The sequence below is a fragment of the Roseobacter sp. S87 genome (assembly GCF_055693285.1).
Genome location: NZ_JBVFTR010000004.1, coordinates 3938892 through 3955685 on the forward strand (window position 1 = coordinate 3938892; position 16794 = coordinate 3955685).

The following is a 16794-nucleotide window of genomic DNA, read 5'->3' on the forward strand; positions in this document are numbered from 1 at the left end:
CAGACACTGAACCAACACGGGACCGGCTGCAATGCACCTGGATGTGCAGGACCTGCGGAATTTCTATTATCGCTCCGCGCTTGGCCGTGCGGCTCAGGCGAGCCTGCGTGGCCGGATGCTGGAAATCTGGCCCGAAGCGCAGGGCCAGACGGTGGTGGGCTACGGCTTTGCGGCACCTCTGCTGCGCCCCTATCTGAAAGATGCCCGGCGGGTGATGGCCCTGATGCCGGGGCCGCAGGGTGTTATGCCCTGGCCTGCCGCAATGGAAAACGTGTCTGCTCTGATCGAAGAGACTCACTGGCCTATCGAAACCGGCCATGTGGACAAGCTGGTGCTGCTGCACGGGCTGGAAACCTCAGAGCGGGCCTTTGATCTGCTGGAAGAATGCTGGCGGGTGCTGGGACCGGGCGGGCGGGCGCTCTTTATTGTGCCGAACCGCGCGGGGCTCTGGGCGCGGCGCGACCGCACTCCCTTTGGTTTCGGACGGCCCTATTCGCCGGGCCAGCTGGAAACGCAGCTGCGCAAACACCAGTTCCTGCCGGAACGTCACCTGGGTGCGCTTTATCAGGTGCCATCGTCAAAACGCTGGTGGATGAAATCCGGCCCGGCCTTTGAGAATATCGGACGGCGCATGCCGACGATGATGGCCGGCGGTGCCTTTATGGTTGAGGCGACAAAACTGGTCTATCCGCCCAAGGGCAGGGTGTCACGCGCGCCCCGTGCCAGTGCGGTCGGTGTGCTGAAACCGGCGGCACCCGGTGCCTGAGCACCGATCACGGGTGAAAAGCAGCGAAATGCGCGAATTTGCAGCACGGGAATCGCACCGGGCACGGTATATTTCACCGTTTTTGTGAACTTTCTGACCTGCCAAACCGTCGCACCTGTGCCAAGGGTCTGAAAACATGGAAAAAGACCCCTCAGAGCCCGTTGCGATCATCTGTTGCGGGGTGTGGTAACGTCTGTTACATCACCGCTGATTTCGACGTCTTGACTTGATTCAAGCCGCGCCAACAACTCCGGTGACGCGTTCTTTTCGCATATCTGGGGCCAGAACATCGGAAGGGTGGACGTGTCAGAACCAGCTTCGATCTCCACAGGCATTGCCACGCGCTATGCCACCGCGGTCTTTGAGATCGCAAAAGAAGGCAAAGCCGTCAAAGCACTGGAATCAGACATTGCGGCACTGCAGGGCGCGATGAGCGACAGTGCAGATTTTGACGCGCTGATCCAATCGCCTGTCTACACACGAGACGAACAGGCCGGTGCTATTGCTGCTATCGCGCAGAAAATGGGCCTGTCGGACACAACCGCCAACACACTGGCGCTGATGGCGCAGAAACGACGCCTCTTTGTCCTGCCGCAGCTGCTGTCCACACTTGAGGACCTGATTGCCGCAGACAAAGGCGAGGTCACCGCCGAGGTGGTCTCCGCGAAAGCCCTTACAAAAACCCAGTCGGACAAGCTCGCAAAAACGCTGAAAGCCTCGACTGGCAAAGACGTGACACTCAAAGCATCCGTCGATGAAAGCCTCATCGGCGGTCTTGTTGTTAAAGTTGGTTCGCGCATGATCGACACGTCGATCCGCTCGAAACTGAATTCCCTCCAGAATGCAATGAAAGAGGTCGGATAAATGGGTATCCAAGCAGCAGAGATTTCTGCGATCCTGAAAGACCAGATCAAAAACTTCGGTCAGGAAGCCGAAGTGGCCGAAGTGGGCCGTGTGCTGTCCGTCGGTGACGGTATCGCGCGTGTGTACGGTCTGGACAACGTGCAGGCCGGTGAAATGGTCGAATTCCCCGGTGGTATCCAGGGTATGGCGCTGAACCTCGAATCCGACAACGTCGGTGTGGTTATCTTCGGCTCCGACCGCGACATTAAAGAAGGCGACACCGTCAAGCGCACGAACTCCATCGTGTCCGTGCCGGCCGGTGACGAACTGCTGGGCCGCGTTGTGGATGGCCTCGGCAACCCGATCGACGGCAAAGGCCCGATCAACGCCTCCAAATCGCTCGTTGCAGACGTGAAAGCGCCGGGCATCATCCCGCGTAAATCCGTGCACGAACCGATGGCGACAGGCCTCAAGGCCGTTGACTCCATGATCCCCATTGGCCGTGGCCAGCGCGAACTGATCATCGGCGACCGTCAGACCGGTAAAACCGCTGTGGCGCTCGACGCGATCCTGAACCAGAAATCCTACAACGACGCCGCCGGCGACGACGAGAGCAAGAAGCTCTACTGCGTCTACGTGGCGATCGGCCAGAAGCGTTCCACCGTGGCGCAGCTGGTGAAAAAGCTCGAAGAGACCGGCGCGATTGAATATTCAATCGTTGTGGCCGCGACAGCTTCTGAGCCTGCACCGATGCAGTTCCTGGCACCCTACGCCGCGACTGCGATGGCAGAGCACTTCCGCGACAACGGCCGCCACGCGCTGATCATCTATGATGACCTCTCCAAACAGGCCGTGTCTTACCGTCAGATGTCCCTGCTGCTGCGCCGTCCGCCCGGACGTGAAGCCTACCCGGGTGACGTTTTCTATCTCCACTCCCGCCTTCTGGAACGCTCCGCGAAGCTGGGTGATGACGCAGGCAACGGCTCGCTGACGGCTCTGCCGATCATCGAAACCCAGGGTGGTGACGTGTCCGCGTTTATTCCGACCAACGTGATCTCGATCACCGACGGGCAGATCTTCCTTGAAACCGAACTCTTCTACCAGGGTATCCGCCCGGCCGTGAACACCGGTCTGTCGGTCTCCCGCGTGGGGTCCTCGGCGCAGACCAAGGCGATGTCCTCTGTGGCGGGTCCTGTGAAACTGTCCCTCGCGCAGTACCGCGAAATGGCAGCCTTTGCGCAGTTCGGCTCCGACCTCGACGCCTCCACCCAGCAGCTGCTGGCCCGTGGCGCCCGTCTGACCGAGCTGATGAAGCAGGCACAGTATTCGCCGCTGACAAATGCTGAAATCGTCTGCGTCATCTTCGCAGGCACCAACGGTTTCCTCGACAAGGTCGACGTCAAAGACGTGGGTCGTTTTGAGGCCGGTCTGCTGGCGCACCTGCGTGCCAAGCATCAGGACCTGCTGGACGACATCACCAACAACGACCGTAAGGTGAAAGACGATCTGGCCGACGCGATCAAGGCTGCTCTGGACGGTTTCGCCGCCGACTTCGCTTGAAGCGGGAGATAGGCAATGCCAAGTCTTAAGGACCTGAAAAACAGGATCGAGTCGGTCAAATCGACCCGCAAGATCACCAAGGCCATGCAGATGGTTGCCGCGGCGAAACTTCGCCGCGCGCAGGAGGCTGCCGAACAGTCGCGCCCGTACACAGAGCGTTTCAATGCGGTCATGGCGAACCTTGCCGCGTCCGTGGGGGGCTCTGATTCCGCACCCAAACTGCTGTCGGGTACCGGCAGCGACAAGGTGCAGCTTCTGGTCGTGATGACCTCCGAGCGGGGTCTGTGCGGCGGCTTCAACTCGAACATCGCCAAGCTGGCGAAAACCCATGCAGCCAAACTGCAGGCCGAGGGCAAGGAAGTCAAAATCCTCACTGTCGGCAAAAAGGGCCGCGACCAGCTCAAGCGTGATTTCGGATCGTTCTTTATCGGTCACGTGGACCTCACCGAGGTCAAGCGGATCGGTTATGCGGATGCTCAGGGTATCGCCAAAGACGTGCTTGCGCGCTTTGACGGTGGCGAGTTTGACGTCGCCACGATCTTCTATGCGAAGTTCGTGAACGTGGTCAGCCAGATCCCGACAGCACAGCAGATCATCCCGGCCAGCTTCGAGCAGGCTGAAGGGGAAGAGGCGTCTACACTGTTCGACTACGAACCGGACGAAGAGGCGATCCTCGCCGATCTTCTGCCGCGCGGTGTGGCGACACAGATCTTCTCTGCTCTGCTGGAAAACGGCGCCTCCGAACAGGGTGCACGGATGTCCGCAATGGACAACGCGACCCGCAACGCAGGCGAAATGATCGACCAGCTGACCATCGAGTTCAACCGCTCGCGTCAGGCTGTCATCACCAACGAGCTGATCGAAATTATTTCCGGCGCGGAAGCGCTGTAGAACAAACCGGAGAAACGACATGGCAAATGCAGTCGGCAAACTTACACAGGTCATCGGCGCGGTCGTCGACGTCCAGTTCGAGGATCACCTGCCGGAGATTCTCAACGCGCTTGAAACAGACAACAACGGCAACCGCCTGGTTCTTGAGGTTGCGCAGCACCTTGGTGAGAACACCGTGCGCGCCATCGCGATGGACTCCACCGAAGGCCTCGTGCGCGGTCAGGACGTGACCGACACCGACGGTCCGATCTCCATCCCTGTTGGTAACGCCACACTGGGCCGCATCATGAACGTCGTGGGCGAGCCTGTGGACGAACAGGGCCCGGTGAACGCTGACGAAAAGCGCTCCATTCACCAGGACGCGCCGGAGTTCGCGGCACAGTCCACCACCTCCGAGGTGCTGGAAACCGGCATCAAGGTGATCGACCTTCTCGCCCCCTACGCCAAGGGTGGTAAGATCGGCCTCTTCGGCGGTGCGGGCGTTGGTAAAACCGTTCTCATCATGGAACTGATCAACAACATCGCCAAAGTGCACTCGGGCTACTCCGTATTCGCCGGTGTGGGGGAGCGGACCCGTGAGGGCAACGACCTCTACCACGAGATGATCGAATCCAACGTGATCGACCCCGAAAACCTGGAGAACTCGCAGGTGGCCCTCGTGTACGGTCAGATGAACGAGCCTCCCGGAGCGCGTATGCGTGTTGCTCTGACCGGTCTGACACTGGCCGAGCAGTTCCGTGACCAGTCCGGTACAGACGTTCTGTTCTTCGTGGACAACATCTTCCGCTTTACACAGGCGGGTTCCGAGGTGTCCGCTCTGCTGGGCCGTATTCCTTCCGCTGTGGGCTACCAGCCGACACTCGCGACCGACATGGGTGCGATGCAGGAACGGATTACATCGACCAAAGCAGGCTCCATTACATCGGTGCAGGCCGTTTACGTTCCGGCGGACGACCTTACCGACCCCGCGCCCGCGACATCCTTTGCGCACCTCGACGCGACAACGGTTCTTTCCCGTGCCATTTCCGAGCTGGGCATCTACCCGGCGGTTGACCCGCTCGATTCCACATCGCGTCTGATGGACCCGGCGGTTGTGGGCGAAGAGCACTACGCCGTTGCCCGTGACGTGCAGGGTATCCTGCAGCGCTACAAGTCGCTTCAGGACATCATCGCGATCCTCGGCATGGACGAACTCAGCGAAGAGGACAAGCTGACCGTTGCCCGTGCGCGTAAGATCCAGCGTTTCCTGTCGCAGCCGTTCGACGTGGCCAAGGTCTTCACCGGTTCTGACGGTGTGCAGGTGCCGCTTGCAGAGACCATCGAGTCCTTCAAGGCAGTTGTGGCCGGCGAATATGACCACCTCCCCGAAGGTGCCTTCTATATGGTTGGCGGCATCGAGGAAGTGAAAGCCAAAGCTGAGAAAATGGCGGCCGACGCCGCTTAAGGAGCCTGACCCATGGCAGATACAGTCCAGTTCGACCTCGTCTCACCGGAACGCCGCCTCGCCTCTGCGCAGGTGACCGCGGTGCAGATTCCGGGTGCCGACGGTGACATGACGGCGATGGCGGGCCACGCGCCCACCATCACCACACTGCGCCCGGGTGTGCTCAGCGCGGAAGGCCCCGACGGGACCACGGACTACGTGGTCACCGGCGGTTTTGCAGAGATCAGCGCCGAGGGTATCTCGGTGCTGGCCGAACGCGCGATCCCGAAGGCTGAGATGACCAAAGACGATCATGACGCGATGGTCAAAGAGGCCGAAGAAGCGCTGGCAAATGCCAAGGAGGTCTTTGCCAACGAACCGGGTCCGGTCGATGATGCCGCCAAGCTGCTCGCCGATATGGTGGCCGTGGGCGATCACATCAGCGTCTGAACCGCAGCACAGAAGTTTCCGGAAAGGCCCCCTCAGCGGGGCCTTTTCTGTGTCAGGCAGGTTGATCCTGTTTCTGCCGCCGCAGCCACTTCAGAAAGGTGGTCAGAGAGGGCGAGACGCGTCCGGGCACGGTCACAATGTGATACCCCACCCCCTGTTCCCGGAGCGCACAGACCGCCACCAGTTGCCCGCTGCGCAGCTCCCGCTCGACCAGGGAACGCGGCTGGAAGGTCACGCCGAGGCCCGATGCTGCCGCTGAGAGCGCCAGCTCGTTGGTGCTCAGCATCGTAACCTTCACCTTATCCAGGTCGACGCCCTCACGTTCGATGATGCGGCGGCGTTCCATCACATGGGAGTCCAGCAGCCAGGGCAGATCCAGCAGATCATCCAGGCAGTTGGCCTCGCGCCCGGCTATCAGGTCCGGATGTGCGAGGCCGAGGTATTCCGCCCGCGCCAGCAGTTCGGCGTCAAGGCCAGGCCAGCTGCCCTCTCCATAGCGAACGGCCACATCAAACCCTTCACGGCGCAGATCCACCACGTCAGAGCTGGGGTTAATGCTGATCTGTACCTCGGGATGAGACGCCCAGAAATCCCCTATCCGCGGCATAAGCCAACCTGCAGCAAAGGCCGGTGTCACGCTGATGTTCACAGGTCTGTCCGCACCGCGCTGGCGCAATTCCATGACCACCTCGCTGATCCCGGCAAAACCCTCGGCCAGCCCGGCCGCCAGATGGCGCCCAGCGTCTGTAGCGGCGACGCCGCGTCCTTCGCGCACCAGCAGGCTTTCCCCGAACTCCTGTTCCAGCGTGCGTACATGCTGGGCAATAGCCGCATGTGTCACGTTCAGTTCGCGGGCCGCTGCGCTCAGGCTCTGATGCCGGGCGGCGGCCTCAAAGGCGCGCAGGGCGGCAAGAGATGGGATACGGTTCCAGTCCATACTGTAATTTCAACTTACATATTGGAAAGCGTATTGCTTTGCAGATCGGGGCATGCAGCAACTATGTTCAACTCCAGATGCAAAATCAAGGAGAGTAAAATGTTCGGAATACTTTCAAATACTCTGAAAACAGCAACCCGCGAGGAGGTGTGGGGCAACCGCAGCACGCTGCCAGAACAGGACGGTATGATGTCCGAGGTTGAACGGCGCACCGGCGGCGCCCGCAGACGCTGGCGCGCGCCGGAAAGCTGGGTTCGCCGCTGAAGGTCGCTGCCGCTCTCCCAGCCGTCGCTGGTGCTCTTGTCCTGTCGTGCCATTCCCCCTAATGACATCCGGGGACAGCGCGCAGGGGAGGGCGGCACATGCAGAAAACAGTCGTAAACAGCTGGAACGAATGGGACCCGCTGAAACATGTGATCGTAGGCCGTGCCGATGACTGTCACATCCCGCCGGAAGAGCCCGCGCTGGATGCCAAAGTGCCCGAAGACAGCGACATGCGCGGCCAGTGGGGCCGCCGTCCGCAGGAAACCATCGACCGCGCCAACGAGCTGCTGGACAATTTCGCGGGCCAGCTGCGCGCGCGGGGTATCCGTGTGGACCGGCCCACGTCGATCGACCACGCGCTGCCCGCCACAACACCGGATTTCCACACAGACAGCCAGTTTGGCTGTATGCCGCCACGTGATGTGCTGCTGACCGTTGGCAGCGAGATTCTGGAAGCGACAATGTCTTATCGCTGCCGGTGGTTTGAATACCTCAACTATCGCCCGCTGATGCAGCAGTACTGGGACGAAGACCCGAATTTCCGCCACGAGGCGGCCCCCAAGCCGCGCCTGACAGATGCGGATTATCACCCGGATTACCTGTCTGACAAAATCGGCGTGGAAAAGCGTCTGCAGTGGGCGGAGGAGAAGTTCTTTGTCACCACCGAGGAAGAGCCGCTTTTTGATGCCGCTGACGTGCTGCGCTTTGGCCGCGATCTGGTGGTCCAGCACGGGTTCACCACCAACCTGAAAGGCATTGAATGGCTGCGCCGCCATTTCCCGGAACACCGCTTGCATACGGTGAACTTCCCCGGCGACCCCTATCCGATTCACATCGACGCGACCTTTACGCCGCTGCGGCCGGGACTGATCCTGAACAACCCGCAGCGCCGTCTGCCTGAAGACCAGCGTGGCATGTTTGAAAAGAACGGCTGGGAGATTGTCGATGCGGCCCAGCCGGCACATAACGCGCCGCCGCCGCTGTGTTACTCTTCGACCTGGCTGAGCATGAACGTGCTGGTACTGGACCCGAAGACCGTCTGTGTTGAGAAATCAGAAGTCTGGCAGGCTGAACAGATGGACAAACTGGGCATGGAAGTGGTCGAGGTGGAACTGCGTGACGCCTATGCCTTTGGTGGCGGGCTGCACTGCTGCACCGCAGATGTGTACCGCGAAGGCGACTGCCAGGATTATTTCCCGAATATGTGAGGGCCCGATGAACAAGCGCAAATGGACGACGTTTTTTGAGGTGTTGGGCTCGGGGCTGGCCATTCTCTATGCCCTGCTGATCGCGTCCAATACGGGCAATGAGATCACCGGGTTTGCGCTGCTGCTGGCTTCTGCCCTGCTGTTTGCGGCCTGGGCGGTGATCGACAAACGCTGGGCCTTTCTGTTGCTGCAGTTTTTCTATGCAACCTCGGCCATAATCGGTCTGATCCGCTGGTCCTGACCGGGCGCGTGATCCGGCGGCCTGCCCCGCGCTGATGCGCGGGACAGACGCTATTCCCTGGGCGCGTGTGACCACGCGCCATGCGCCGCGGAACCGGTGGGCTGTGTCTGACGGGCGTGCGCTGCGGCAGCGATTTGTCAGGAAAACAGGTGTTTTCGGGTGGTCAGAATCCGGAACCGACGAAAACACCGACGTAATACCGACGTTAAACCGACATGATGCCGACGCCGGTTTTTCCCTTGTTAGAAAGGGTGTTATCAGCGTTCTGACCCGGGGCCCCGTTCAGAGTGCCAGCGTGTTGCGCATGCGCTGCGTTTACTCCGCGGCATACATCCCGTCATAGATCGGGCTCAGGGTTTCCGCCTCGAAAAGCGAAGAGACCGAGGTGCCGTTCCAGATGTTCAGGATGGCCTGGGCAAAAACCGGGGCGGTGGGTACGACACGGATGTTGTGCGCGGCCTGCACCGGTTTGGTCGGCGCGATGGTGTCGGTGATGACCAGGGACTTCATCACGGAGTTTGTAACCCGCTCGACCGCCGGGCCGGAGAGGACGCCGTGGGTGATATAGGAGTGCACCTCCTTGGCGCCTGCTTCGATCAGGACCTCCGCAGCCTTGCAGAGGGTGCCAGCCGTGTCGCAGATATCATCCACGATCAGGCAGGTTTTCCCCGTCACATCGCCGATGACTGTCATTTCTGCAATTTCGCCGGGCTTTTCGCGGCGTTTGTCCACAATGGCGAGCGGCGAGTTGATCCGTTTCGCCAGTTCGCGCGCGCGGGCCACGCCTCCCACGTCCGGTGACACGACCATCAGTTCGTCCATGCGGTCCCTGAATTCTGATTTGATATCAAGGGCAAAGATCGGCGAGGCATAAAGGTTGTCGACGGGGATGTCGAAGAATCCTCGGATCTGTGCCGCGTGCAGATCCATCGTCAGCACCCGCTCGATCCCGGTGCCGACGAGCATGTTAGCGACCAGTTTGGCCGTGATCGGGGTGCGGGCTTTGGTGCGGCGGTCCTGACGGGCATAGCCGAAATAGGGCAGGACGGCGGTGACCCGCGCGGCCGAAGAGCGGCGCAGGGCATCTGCCATGATCAGCAGTTCCATCAGGTTGTCGTTGGCAGGGTTCGAGGTGGACTGGAGAATGAACATATCCTCGCCGCGCACGTTCTCGAAAACCTCAACGAAGATCTCACCGTCGTTGAACCGCTCGACCCGCGCATCGACTAGCCCCACCTGCATGCCCCGGTGCATCGACATGCGCCGTGCAATGGCCTGGGCCAGCGGCATATTGGCATTGCCGGAGATCAGTTTGGGTTCTTGAAGCTGTGGCATGGGGGAGGGGTCCTGGAGCAGAGGCACGGAAATGTGACAGATTCGTGATGTTGACACCAGTTAACACGGCCTTACCAATCGGCAAAGAACCCAGACCCAGCAAGGAGCCGCAAAATGGCGCATATCGATCTGTTTTTCTCGACCATCTCTCCCTATGCCTACCTTGCCGGGAACCGTGCCGAGGAAGTCGCGCAAAAGCATGGCGCGACCATCACCTACAAACCGCTGGATATCATGGCGCTCTTTGCCCGCACGGGCGGGACGCCGCCCAAAGACCGGCACTTCAGCCGTGTGGACTACCGGGCGCAGGAACTGGTGCGTCAGGCGCGTAAACTGGACATGCCCTTCAATCTCAAACCGGCGCACTGGCCCACCAATCAGGCGCCTTCGGCCTACGCAGTGATTGCCGCTCAGAACGCGGGTGGTGGTGATATGGGCAAGCTCTGTGGGGGCCTTCTGCGGGCCGTGTGGGCCGAAGAAAAGGACATCGCGCAGGATGATGTGGTCCGCGCCTGTCTGGAGGCTGCCGGGTTTGATCCGTCACTGGCGGACAGCGGGATGCTGGTTGGGGCCGAAACTTATGCGGCCAACCTTGAGGAAGCGGTGGAGCGAGGCGTCTTTGGCTCTCCGTTCTACATCACCGACGGGGACCAGCGGTTCTGGGGTCAGGACCGGATTGAGGACCTAGACGCGCATCTGTCCGGTAATCTGTGACCGCAGATCCGGACACCCGGGTCTGGGGCAGCGGTCCGGCGCCGGCGCTGGCGATTCATTGCACGCTGGGTCATTCCGGTATGTGGCGCGGGGTCGGGCAACATCTGGCAGCCAGCACAACACTGACTGCCTTCGACCTGCCCGGACATGGGCGCGCGCCGGACTGGGATGGCACGGATGATCTGCATCGAGCCTGCTGTGATGCAGCCCAGCCATTCCTTGATCGGCCCGTGCATCTGATTGGTCATTCCTTTGGCGCGACCGTGGCTCTGCGCCTGGCGATCGAGCACCCCGAAAAAGTCCGCAGCCTGACCCTGATTGAACCCGTGTTCTTCGCCGCACTGCCTGAGGCCGAACCGGCGCAGGCCGACCATCTGGCCGAGGCGGCACCTTACATCGCGGCCCTGAACGACAGGGACTACGCCCTGGCGGCGCGGCTTTTCAACCGTCTTTGGGGGGATGGCACGCGCTGGCCGGACATTCCGGAGACGGCCCGTCAGTATATGTCGGACAGGATGTATCTGGTGCCGGGCCAGTCCCCTGCCATTATCGACGACAACGCTGGTCTGATGCGACCGGGTGTTCTGGAACGCGCGTCCATGCCCGTGCTGCTGATGCGCGGCGATCAGAGCCCGGAGATCACGCGACATATCAATGCCGCTCTCGCCCGGCGGTTGCCGGCGGCCACCCTGTGCTCGGTCGCGGGCGCGGGACATATGGCCCCCCTGACGCACGCCAGCGAGGTCGCAAGAGTTGTCAGGTCACTGATTGAAGTGGCCGAGGAAGGCGTCGATCTGCGCGGTGGTGACTGACCAGTCGCACACGAGGCGCGCCTCCAGCATCTCTTCCGGGTCATCTCCCTCCAGCGTGCCGGACCAGATGTAGTAGACCGCTCCGGCGTCATGCAGAGCCTGGTGGATGCGCCGCGGGAAGGAGGCGAAAATCATATTGGCCTGTGGCTCATGCACAAACTGCGCGCCAGCTTTGCGCAGGCCGGCGATCAGATGCGCGGCATTGGCATTGGCCTGCCGGGCCGAACTCACCCACAGATCGTTTTCCAGATAACCGGCCATCTGAGCCGAAAGATACCGGTGCTTGGAGAAAAGATGCGCACCGCGTTTGCGGCGCAATTCGAATTCCCAGGCTTTTTCCGGATCAAACAGAATGACAGCCTCAACGCCTAGGCAGCCGTTTTTGGTGCCGCCAAAGCTGACCACATCCACACCAGCATTCCAGGTCATTTCGGCGGGCGTGCACCCCAGTGCCACCATCGCATTGGCAAAGCGGGCACCGTCGAGGTGCACCGGCAGGTCGTACTTTCGGGCGACCGCTGTCAGCGCGTTCAACTCTTCAAGCGTGTAGACGCTGCCCCGTTCCGTCACCTGCGTGATCGACACCGGCCCGCGTTGCGGCCCGTGCACCCCGCGCGTGTTCTCCGACAGGATGGCTGTTTCCAGCGCATCCGCTGTCATTTTGTCGCCGCCGCGCACCAGAGTCAGCTTGGCTCCGGAATAGAACTCGGGCGCGTTGCATTCGTCCTCATGTACATGGGCCACTTCAGAACAGAAGGTCGTCTGCCAGGGCTGGCAGTAACAGGCCAGCGCCAGGCTGTTGGCTGCAGTGCCGGTGGCAACGAGGTACACAACGGCGTCGGGCGCCTCGAACACATCGCGGATTTTCTGACGCACACCTTCCATGATCGGATCGGCACCATAGGGCAGCGCAAAACCGGCGTTGGCGTCATTTACATGCTGCATTACCTGCGGGTGTGCTGCACCGGCGTTGTCAGAGGCAAAATACATCAGGTTGGTTCCTCGATTATGTGCTCTTCCCATTCGTCTTCCGGGACATCGAATTCGCTCAGTGTGGTGCCCCGCACAGAGATACCGGCATCGTGCACTGACTGTGGTGTGCCACTTATCAGCGGGTGCCAGTCGGGCAGGGGCTTGCCGAGCCAGAGCAGGCGGTATGCGCAGGTCTGCGGCATCCAGTAGGCGTGCGTGTCCAGGTTGCCCGGCTTCAGCACGATGCAATCGGGTACAAACTGGTGGCGTATGTCGTACTGCGCACAGCGGCAGGTATCATCGTCCAGCAACCGGCAGGCCACCCGCGTCAGGGCAACTTCGCCGCTGTCTTCGTCCTCAAGCTTGTTCAGGCAGCATTTGCCGCATCCGTCACACAGCGCTTCCCATTCCTGGTCACTCATGGCGGACAGCGCCTTGCGCTCCCAGAACCGGTGTCCGAGGCCTGCGCGGTTGATCGGATCTTTCATAGGGCTGCCAGTACGCTGCGGGCCCGGGCGCTGTCTGCGTCCATCTGCGTGATCAGCGCGTCGAGCCCGTCGAACTTTTCCTCGGGCCGCAGGTATTCAACGAGGCCAACTGACAGAGGGGTGCCGTAGAGGTCCCCCTGGAAATCAAAGATAAAAGTCTCCAGGTTGGGCCGGTTTTCACCGAACATCGGCCTGACCCCCATGGAGGCCACACCGTGATAGCTGCCCGCATGGTGGCCGCTGAGCACATCAACCAGCACCGCATAGACGCCAAAGGCAGGCGGGTGCAGCCCGTCGATGGACATATTTGCCGTGGGGTAGCCCAGTTCGCGCCCGCGCTGTTCGCCGCCGATGACGGGCCCTTCGATGCGGTGCCAGTGCCCGAGCATATCGGCCGCCTCTCCTGGCGCCCCATCGGACAGAGCGCGACGGATCGCTGTGGAAGAAACGGTCTTTGCCGACTGGGCGACCAGCGGTGCAACTGTGACGCCGAAACCCATCTTCCGGCCAAAGGCTTCAAGGTCCGCAGCAGTGCCGGCGCGACCTTTGCCGAAACAGAAATCTGACCCGACGATCACGTGGCGCAGTCCGAAGCCATCTGCGATCACCCGCTGGGCGAATTCGTCGGGCGACAGGGCCGCGAGTGTCGCGTTGAAGTTCAGTTCGCAGAGGACTTCGACCCCCAGTTTTTCCAGACGGCTCGCTCGGGCTTCGCGGCTCATCAGGCGGAATGGGGGGGCATCCGGGGCAAAAAAGGCGCGGGGGTGGGGCTCAAAGGTCAGCACACCGAGTGGCGCATCCGGGGCCGCATCACGCGCCAGCTGGATGACAGACTGGTGACCAATGTGCACCCCGTCGAAATTGCCGATGGCGGCCGTGGCACCGCGGTCATCAGGATCTACAAACTGGTAGTCGCGCAGGATCTTCATGCGTCCTGGTTAGCCGCAGCGACGCACCTGTGCAAGCGCAGAGGGCAGCAGGCCCCCGGCGGTGTCAGTCGAATTTGCGGGACGGTGCCAGCACGGTTGCCTCACCGACCAGAACCTTTTTACCGTCCACGGTGCACTGGCAGTCCATCCGCACGCGGCGTTTGGCGGGATCAATGTCCGTTACAGTGACCTCTGCATGTACCAGATCGCCGGGACGAACGGGCGCCAGAAACTTCAGCGACTGCCCCATATAGACTGTTCCGTGCCCGGGCAGCTGCTCGCCGATCACAGCGGAAATCAGGCCCGCTGTGAGCATGCCGTGCGCGATACGGCCTTCAAAGATCGTGTCCCGGGCGTAATCATCGTCCAGATGCACCGGATTCCGGTCTGTAGAGATCTGTGCGAACATCTCGATGTCCTCGTCGGTCACCACCTTCTGAAGGTAGCGGGACATGCCCATTTCGATGTCCTCGATACAGATCGTGCCGCGGGGCAGATTGTCCAACATGATGACCCTTCCGGTAATTTTCTGACAACTAAGTCACATAAGTTGAAACTTAATTACTTTGCGCGCGCAGAAAATCAAGGGAAAAGAGGGTCAGCGAAGATGACCTATTGTGTAGGTGGGGCTTGATTTTTCCTTTTCCAGGTAGCCACTTAACGCATTGGCGTCTGGTTGATCGATGGTTTTTGTTTCCTCCGCCGCAAGGCCACCGGAAATAAACAACGAATCGATGTCTTCGCCCATGGCACCGGCGATATCCGTCAGAACACCGTCACCGATGGCCAGAATCCGGTCATCTGCGACCTGTGGCCCGAGTTCAGCAAGCCTCCGCCGTGCCAGATCATAGATGGGCGGGTGCGGTTTTCCGAAATAGAGGCTCTCTCCGCCCATTTCGGTATACAGCGCGGCCAGTGCGCCGGCACACCACTCCCGAACGTCACCCCGGTCGACAACGATGTCAGGGTTGGCGCAGAGCAGTTTCAGCCCGCGCTGCTTGGCCAGCAGAAACTCCGGGCGCATGACGGACGGGTCCGCCATCGGGTCCCGTGGCCCCGTGCACACGATCCCCTCGGCCTCGTCCAGCGGAACAGATGCAACGTCGACCGGGTCCCGCACGACACCGATGGGTTCAAAGAAACGTTCATCACCCGGATATCCGATATGCCAGACCTTCTGGCCCACCACGCCGCGGAACATCGCTGATCGCGCGCTGTCGCCGGATGTGGCAATGGTGTCCCAGGCATCGTCCGGCACACCGAAATGCACCAGCTGTTTTGTCACACCGGCACGTGGGCGGGGGGAATTGGTGACCAGCACAACCTTCCCGCCGCCCGCGCGGTACGCCTGCAGAGCAGAGACAGCACCTGGCAGGGCATGCACGCCGTTGTGCACGCAGCCCCAGAGATCGACAAACAGTGCGTCATACTGCGCAGAGATTTCTGAGAGAGAGCTGATAATCCGGGTCATGCTGAACGGCTTCCTGAACTGACATTTTGCGTCGTTCTATGCAGGACTGACCGGATATGCGCCAGAAAAAAGCAGAATTCAGTTGCTGACGCTCTGGAAAAACCGGGGCGTGTTCCGTTCATTCTGACCGCCAAACCCGGAGAATTCGAACGCCTCAAGATGTGGCAGCGCCAATGGCACGGCAATTGCTGCCGCCCAGACAAGCGGCACAGCATTCAGCACGAAACCGAACGGTTGTTTTCTGGTTTTGTGTCGGAACCGGCGTTGGGCCAGTTTCGCCGCAGGCCAGCCGCCACAAAAGGAGAGGGTCAGCAGCGTGGCTTCCGGTATCCGGCGCGCTTCCGCAAGTGCACGGTGTTTGTCCGCCCGGAAGGCCATCCAGGTCAGCGCATTGAGTGGTACGAGATATAAGAGCAGAACCGTCGTGAACATGTCGCCTGCATGGAATGACAAAACGGCGCCAATGCGGCGCCGTTCGGAAAAATCATGGCATTTATGGTCGTGTCAGACCGCGAGGTTCGGAATGATCTGCTTTTTCCGGCTCATGATGCCGGGCAGAACAACCGTGTCACCACCCACTGCCGCGTCAAAGCTCTTCTCGGCCACGGTTTTCACAGTGTCGTTGGGCACGAGCAGTGTCGCCTCTTCGTTCAGGATATCGACAACAAACAGGAGCACTTCGTCTGCGCCGTCTTCTTTCGCGACGCCCGGCATGGCGGCCATCAGTGCGTCTTTGCGCTCAAGGACCTGAGCAGGTGACGTTGTTTCCAGAACCGAGACGCGGAACTGCTTGCCTCCCACGGCGTATTCCTTGCTGTCCATACGGAGCAGTTCAGCTTCGGAGAATGCGGAAACATCGGATTTCGCCGCGAACATTTCGGCGGCATATCCGGCAATATCAACGCCCAGGTCTTTGGCGAGGTCATGCGCAATGGCTTTGTCTTCCTGTGTGGTGGTCGGGCTGCGGAATTCGAGCGTATCGGACAGAATGCACGACAGCATCGCGCCTTTGATGCCTTCGGGCATCTGCGCCATGTCCTTGCCGATCATTTTCCACATGATCGTGGCTGTGCAGGCCAGCGGCTCGATCCGGATGTCGATGGGCCCTTTGGTTTCCAACCCGCCGACGAGTTTGTGGTGATCAATGATCTGGCGGATGTCCGCGTCGTTGATGTTGTCCGGGAGCTCCGCGGGGTTGTTGGTGTCAACGATGACAACCGGAGCGTTGTCATCCAGCTTTCCAAGCACGCGCGGCATGGTCAGGCCCCAGCGTTCCACGACAAACTTCGCCTCGGTGTTTGTGTCGCCCAGCAGGACAGCCTCGGCTTTCTCGCCTTTGATCTGGTTGAGGTACCATGCCCAGATGATGGGCGACCCGGTGCTGTCTGTGTCTGGGGATTTGTGGCCGAAAACGAGCGTGGTCATGTTTCTTTTCCTGATCGTACAACTGAATTTTCGCGCCTTATAACACGGTGTCCTGACATGTCACC

At 60.7% G+C, this 16794-nt stretch carries 20 protein-coding genes; 10 read left to right on the top strand and 10 right to left on the bottom strand.

Annotation, left to right across the window (positions count from 1 at the left end; translation table 11 throughout):
* Positions 1–31 precede the first annotated feature (31 nt).
* The 6 genes from ACZ1HA_RS20440 to ACZ1HA_RS20465 all read left to right on the top strand — a co-directional run bounded on the left by ACZ1HA_RS20440 (position 32) and on the right by ACZ1HA_RS20465 (position 5933).
* Positions 32–766: a hypothetical protein gene (locus tag ACZ1HA_RS20440; protein ID WP_375228889.1), complete on the top strand. Its 735-nt coding sequence runs from the start codon at positions 32–34 to the stop codon at positions 764–766.
* A 303-nt stretch (positions 767–1069) separates the two neighbouring features.
* Complete coding sequence (locus ACZ1HA_RS20445; protein ID WP_375228888.1) at positions 1070–1630, top strand: F0F1 ATP synthase subunit delta; 561 nt, start codon at positions 1070–1072, stop codon at positions 1628–1630.
* Positions 1631–3169 (top strand): F0F1 ATP synthase subunit alpha, encoded by a 1539-nt coding sequence (gene atpA, locus ACZ1HA_RS20450; RefSeq protein WP_436398007.1) that lies wholly within the window; start codon positions 1631–1633, stop codon positions 3167–3169.
* Between the two features lie 15 nt (positions 3170–3184).
* Positions 3185–4060 (top strand): F0F1 ATP synthase subunit gamma, encoded by an 876-nt coding sequence (locus ACZ1HA_RS20455; RefSeq protein WP_472715205.1) that lies wholly within the window; start codon positions 3185–3187, stop codon positions 4058–4060.
* Between the two features lie 19 nt (positions 4061–4079).
* A complete protein-coding gene (gene atpD, locus ACZ1HA_RS20460; RefSeq protein ID WP_472715206.1) occupies positions 4080–5504 on the top strand; it encodes a F0F1 ATP synthase subunit beta in 1425 nt (474 codons plus the stop codon).
* A 12-nt stretch (positions 5505–5516) separates the two neighbouring features.
* The gene (locus ACZ1HA_RS20465; protein ID WP_436398001.1) at positions 5517–5933 is read left to right on the top strand and encodes a F0F1 ATP synthase subunit epsilon; all 417 of its coding nucleotides are present in this window, start codon (positions 5517–5519) and stop codon (positions 5931–5933) included.
* Positions 5934–5985: 52 nt separating this feature from the next.
* On the opposite strand, the gene ACZ1HA_RS20470 is transcribed toward ACZ1HA_RS20465, so the two are convergent.
* Together ACZ1HA_RS20470 and ACZ1HA_RS20475 are read right to left on the bottom strand one after the other, a co-directional pair.
* A complete protein-coding gene (locus tag ACZ1HA_RS20470; protein ID WP_472715207.1) occupies positions 5986–6870 on the bottom strand; it encodes a LysR family transcriptional regulator in 885 nt (294 codons plus the stop codon).
* A gap of 14 nt (positions 6871–6884) precedes the next feature.
* Positions 6885–7187 carry a hypothetical protein gene (locus tag ACZ1HA_RS20475; protein WP_472715208.1) on the bottom strand — a complete coding sequence of 101 codons (303 nt, stop codon included), beginning with the start codon at positions 7185–7187 and terminating at the stop codon, positions 6885–6887.
* Positions 7188–7232: 45 nt separating this feature from the next.
* Between ACZ1HA_RS20475 and ACZ1HA_RS20480 the strand changes: the two genes are divergently transcribed.
* Together ACZ1HA_RS20480 and ACZ1HA_RS20485 are read left to right on the top strand one after the other, a co-directional pair.
* A complete protein-coding gene (locus ACZ1HA_RS20480; protein WP_472715209.1) occupies positions 7233–8342 on the top strand; it encodes a serine/threonine protein kinase in 1110 nt (369 codons plus the stop codon).
* Positions 8343–8349: 7 nt separating this feature from the next.
* Positions 8350–8583: a hypothetical protein gene (locus ACZ1HA_RS20485; RefSeq protein ID WP_375228881.1), complete on the top strand. Its 234-nt coding sequence runs from the start codon at positions 8350–8352 to the stop codon at positions 8581–8583.
* A 315-nt stretch (positions 8584–8898) separates the two neighbouring features.
* On the opposite strand, the gene ACZ1HA_RS20490 is transcribed toward ACZ1HA_RS20485, so the two are convergent.
* On the bottom strand, positions 8899–9918 hold the full coding sequence (locus tag ACZ1HA_RS20490) for a ribose-phosphate pyrophosphokinase (protein WP_472715210.1): 1020 nt from the start codon (positions 9916–9918) through the stop codon (positions 8899–8901).
* A gap of 114 nt (positions 9919–10032) precedes the next feature.
* Here ACZ1HA_RS20490 and ACZ1HA_RS20495 point away from each other — a divergent pair, with 114 nt between their 5' ends.
* Both ACZ1HA_RS20495 and ACZ1HA_RS20500 read left to right on the top strand, forming a co-directional pair.
* A complete protein-coding gene (locus ACZ1HA_RS20495) occupies positions 10033–10632 on the top strand; it encodes a DsbA family protein (protein WP_472715211.1) in 600 nt (199 codons plus the stop codon).
* Positions 10629–11444 (top strand): alpha/beta fold hydrolase, encoded by an 816-nt coding sequence (locus ACZ1HA_RS20500; RefSeq protein ID WP_472715212.1) that lies wholly within the window; start codon positions 10629–10631, stop codon positions 11442–11444. Before ACZ1HA_RS20495 ends, ACZ1HA_RS20500 begins: the two co-directional genes overlap by 4 nt.
* Here ACZ1HA_RS20500 and ACZ1HA_RS20505 read toward each other — a convergent pair.
* The 7 genes from ACZ1HA_RS20505 to ACZ1HA_RS20535 form a co-directional block, all read right to left on the bottom strand.
* Positions 11394–12434 (bottom strand): threonine aldolase family protein, encoded by a 1041-nt coding sequence (locus ACZ1HA_RS20505; RefSeq protein ID WP_472715213.1) that lies wholly within the window; start codon positions 12432–12434, stop codon positions 11394–11396. The genes ACZ1HA_RS20500 and ACZ1HA_RS20505 overlap by 51 nt on opposite strands.
* Positions 12434–12904 carry a YcgN family cysteine cluster protein gene (locus ACZ1HA_RS20510; protein WP_472715214.1) on the bottom strand — a complete coding sequence of 157 codons (471 nt, stop codon included), beginning with the start codon at positions 12902–12904 and terminating at the stop codon, positions 12434–12436. The genes ACZ1HA_RS20505 and ACZ1HA_RS20510 overlap by 1 nt, the downstream gene beginning before the upstream one ends.
* Positions 12901–13833, bottom strand: a complete 933-nt coding sequence (locus tag ACZ1HA_RS20515; RefSeq protein ID WP_472715215.1) for a bifunctional riboflavin kinase/FAD synthetase — start codon at positions 13831–13833, stop codon at positions 12901–12903. Before ACZ1HA_RS20515 ends, ACZ1HA_RS20510 begins: the two co-directional genes overlap by 4 nt.
* Positions 13834–13897: 64 nt before the next feature.
* The gene (locus ACZ1HA_RS20520) at positions 13898–14341 is read right to left on the bottom strand and encodes a MaoC family dehydratase (RefSeq protein ID WP_472715216.1); all 444 of its coding nucleotides are present in this window, start codon (positions 14339–14341) and stop codon (positions 13898–13900) included.
* 90 nt (positions 14342–14431) lie between these two features.
* Positions 14432–15304 carry a TIGR01459 family HAD-type hydrolase gene (locus ACZ1HA_RS20525; RefSeq protein WP_472715217.1) on the bottom strand — a complete coding sequence of 291 codons (873 nt, stop codon included), beginning with the start codon at positions 15302–15304 and terminating at the stop codon, positions 14432–14434.
* A gap of 78 nt (positions 15305–15382) precedes the next feature.
* On the bottom strand, positions 15383–15736 hold the full coding sequence (locus tag ACZ1HA_RS20530) for a DUF1294 domain-containing protein (protein ID WP_472715218.1): 354 nt from the start codon (positions 15734–15736) through the stop codon (positions 15383–15385).
* A 72-nt stretch (positions 15737–15808) separates the two neighbouring features.
* Positions 15809–16729: a manganese-dependent inorganic pyrophosphatase gene (locus ACZ1HA_RS20535; RefSeq protein WP_472715219.1), complete on the bottom strand. Its 921-nt coding sequence runs from the start codon at positions 16727–16729 to the stop codon at positions 15809–15811.
* Positions 16730–16794 lie beyond the last annotated feature (65 nt).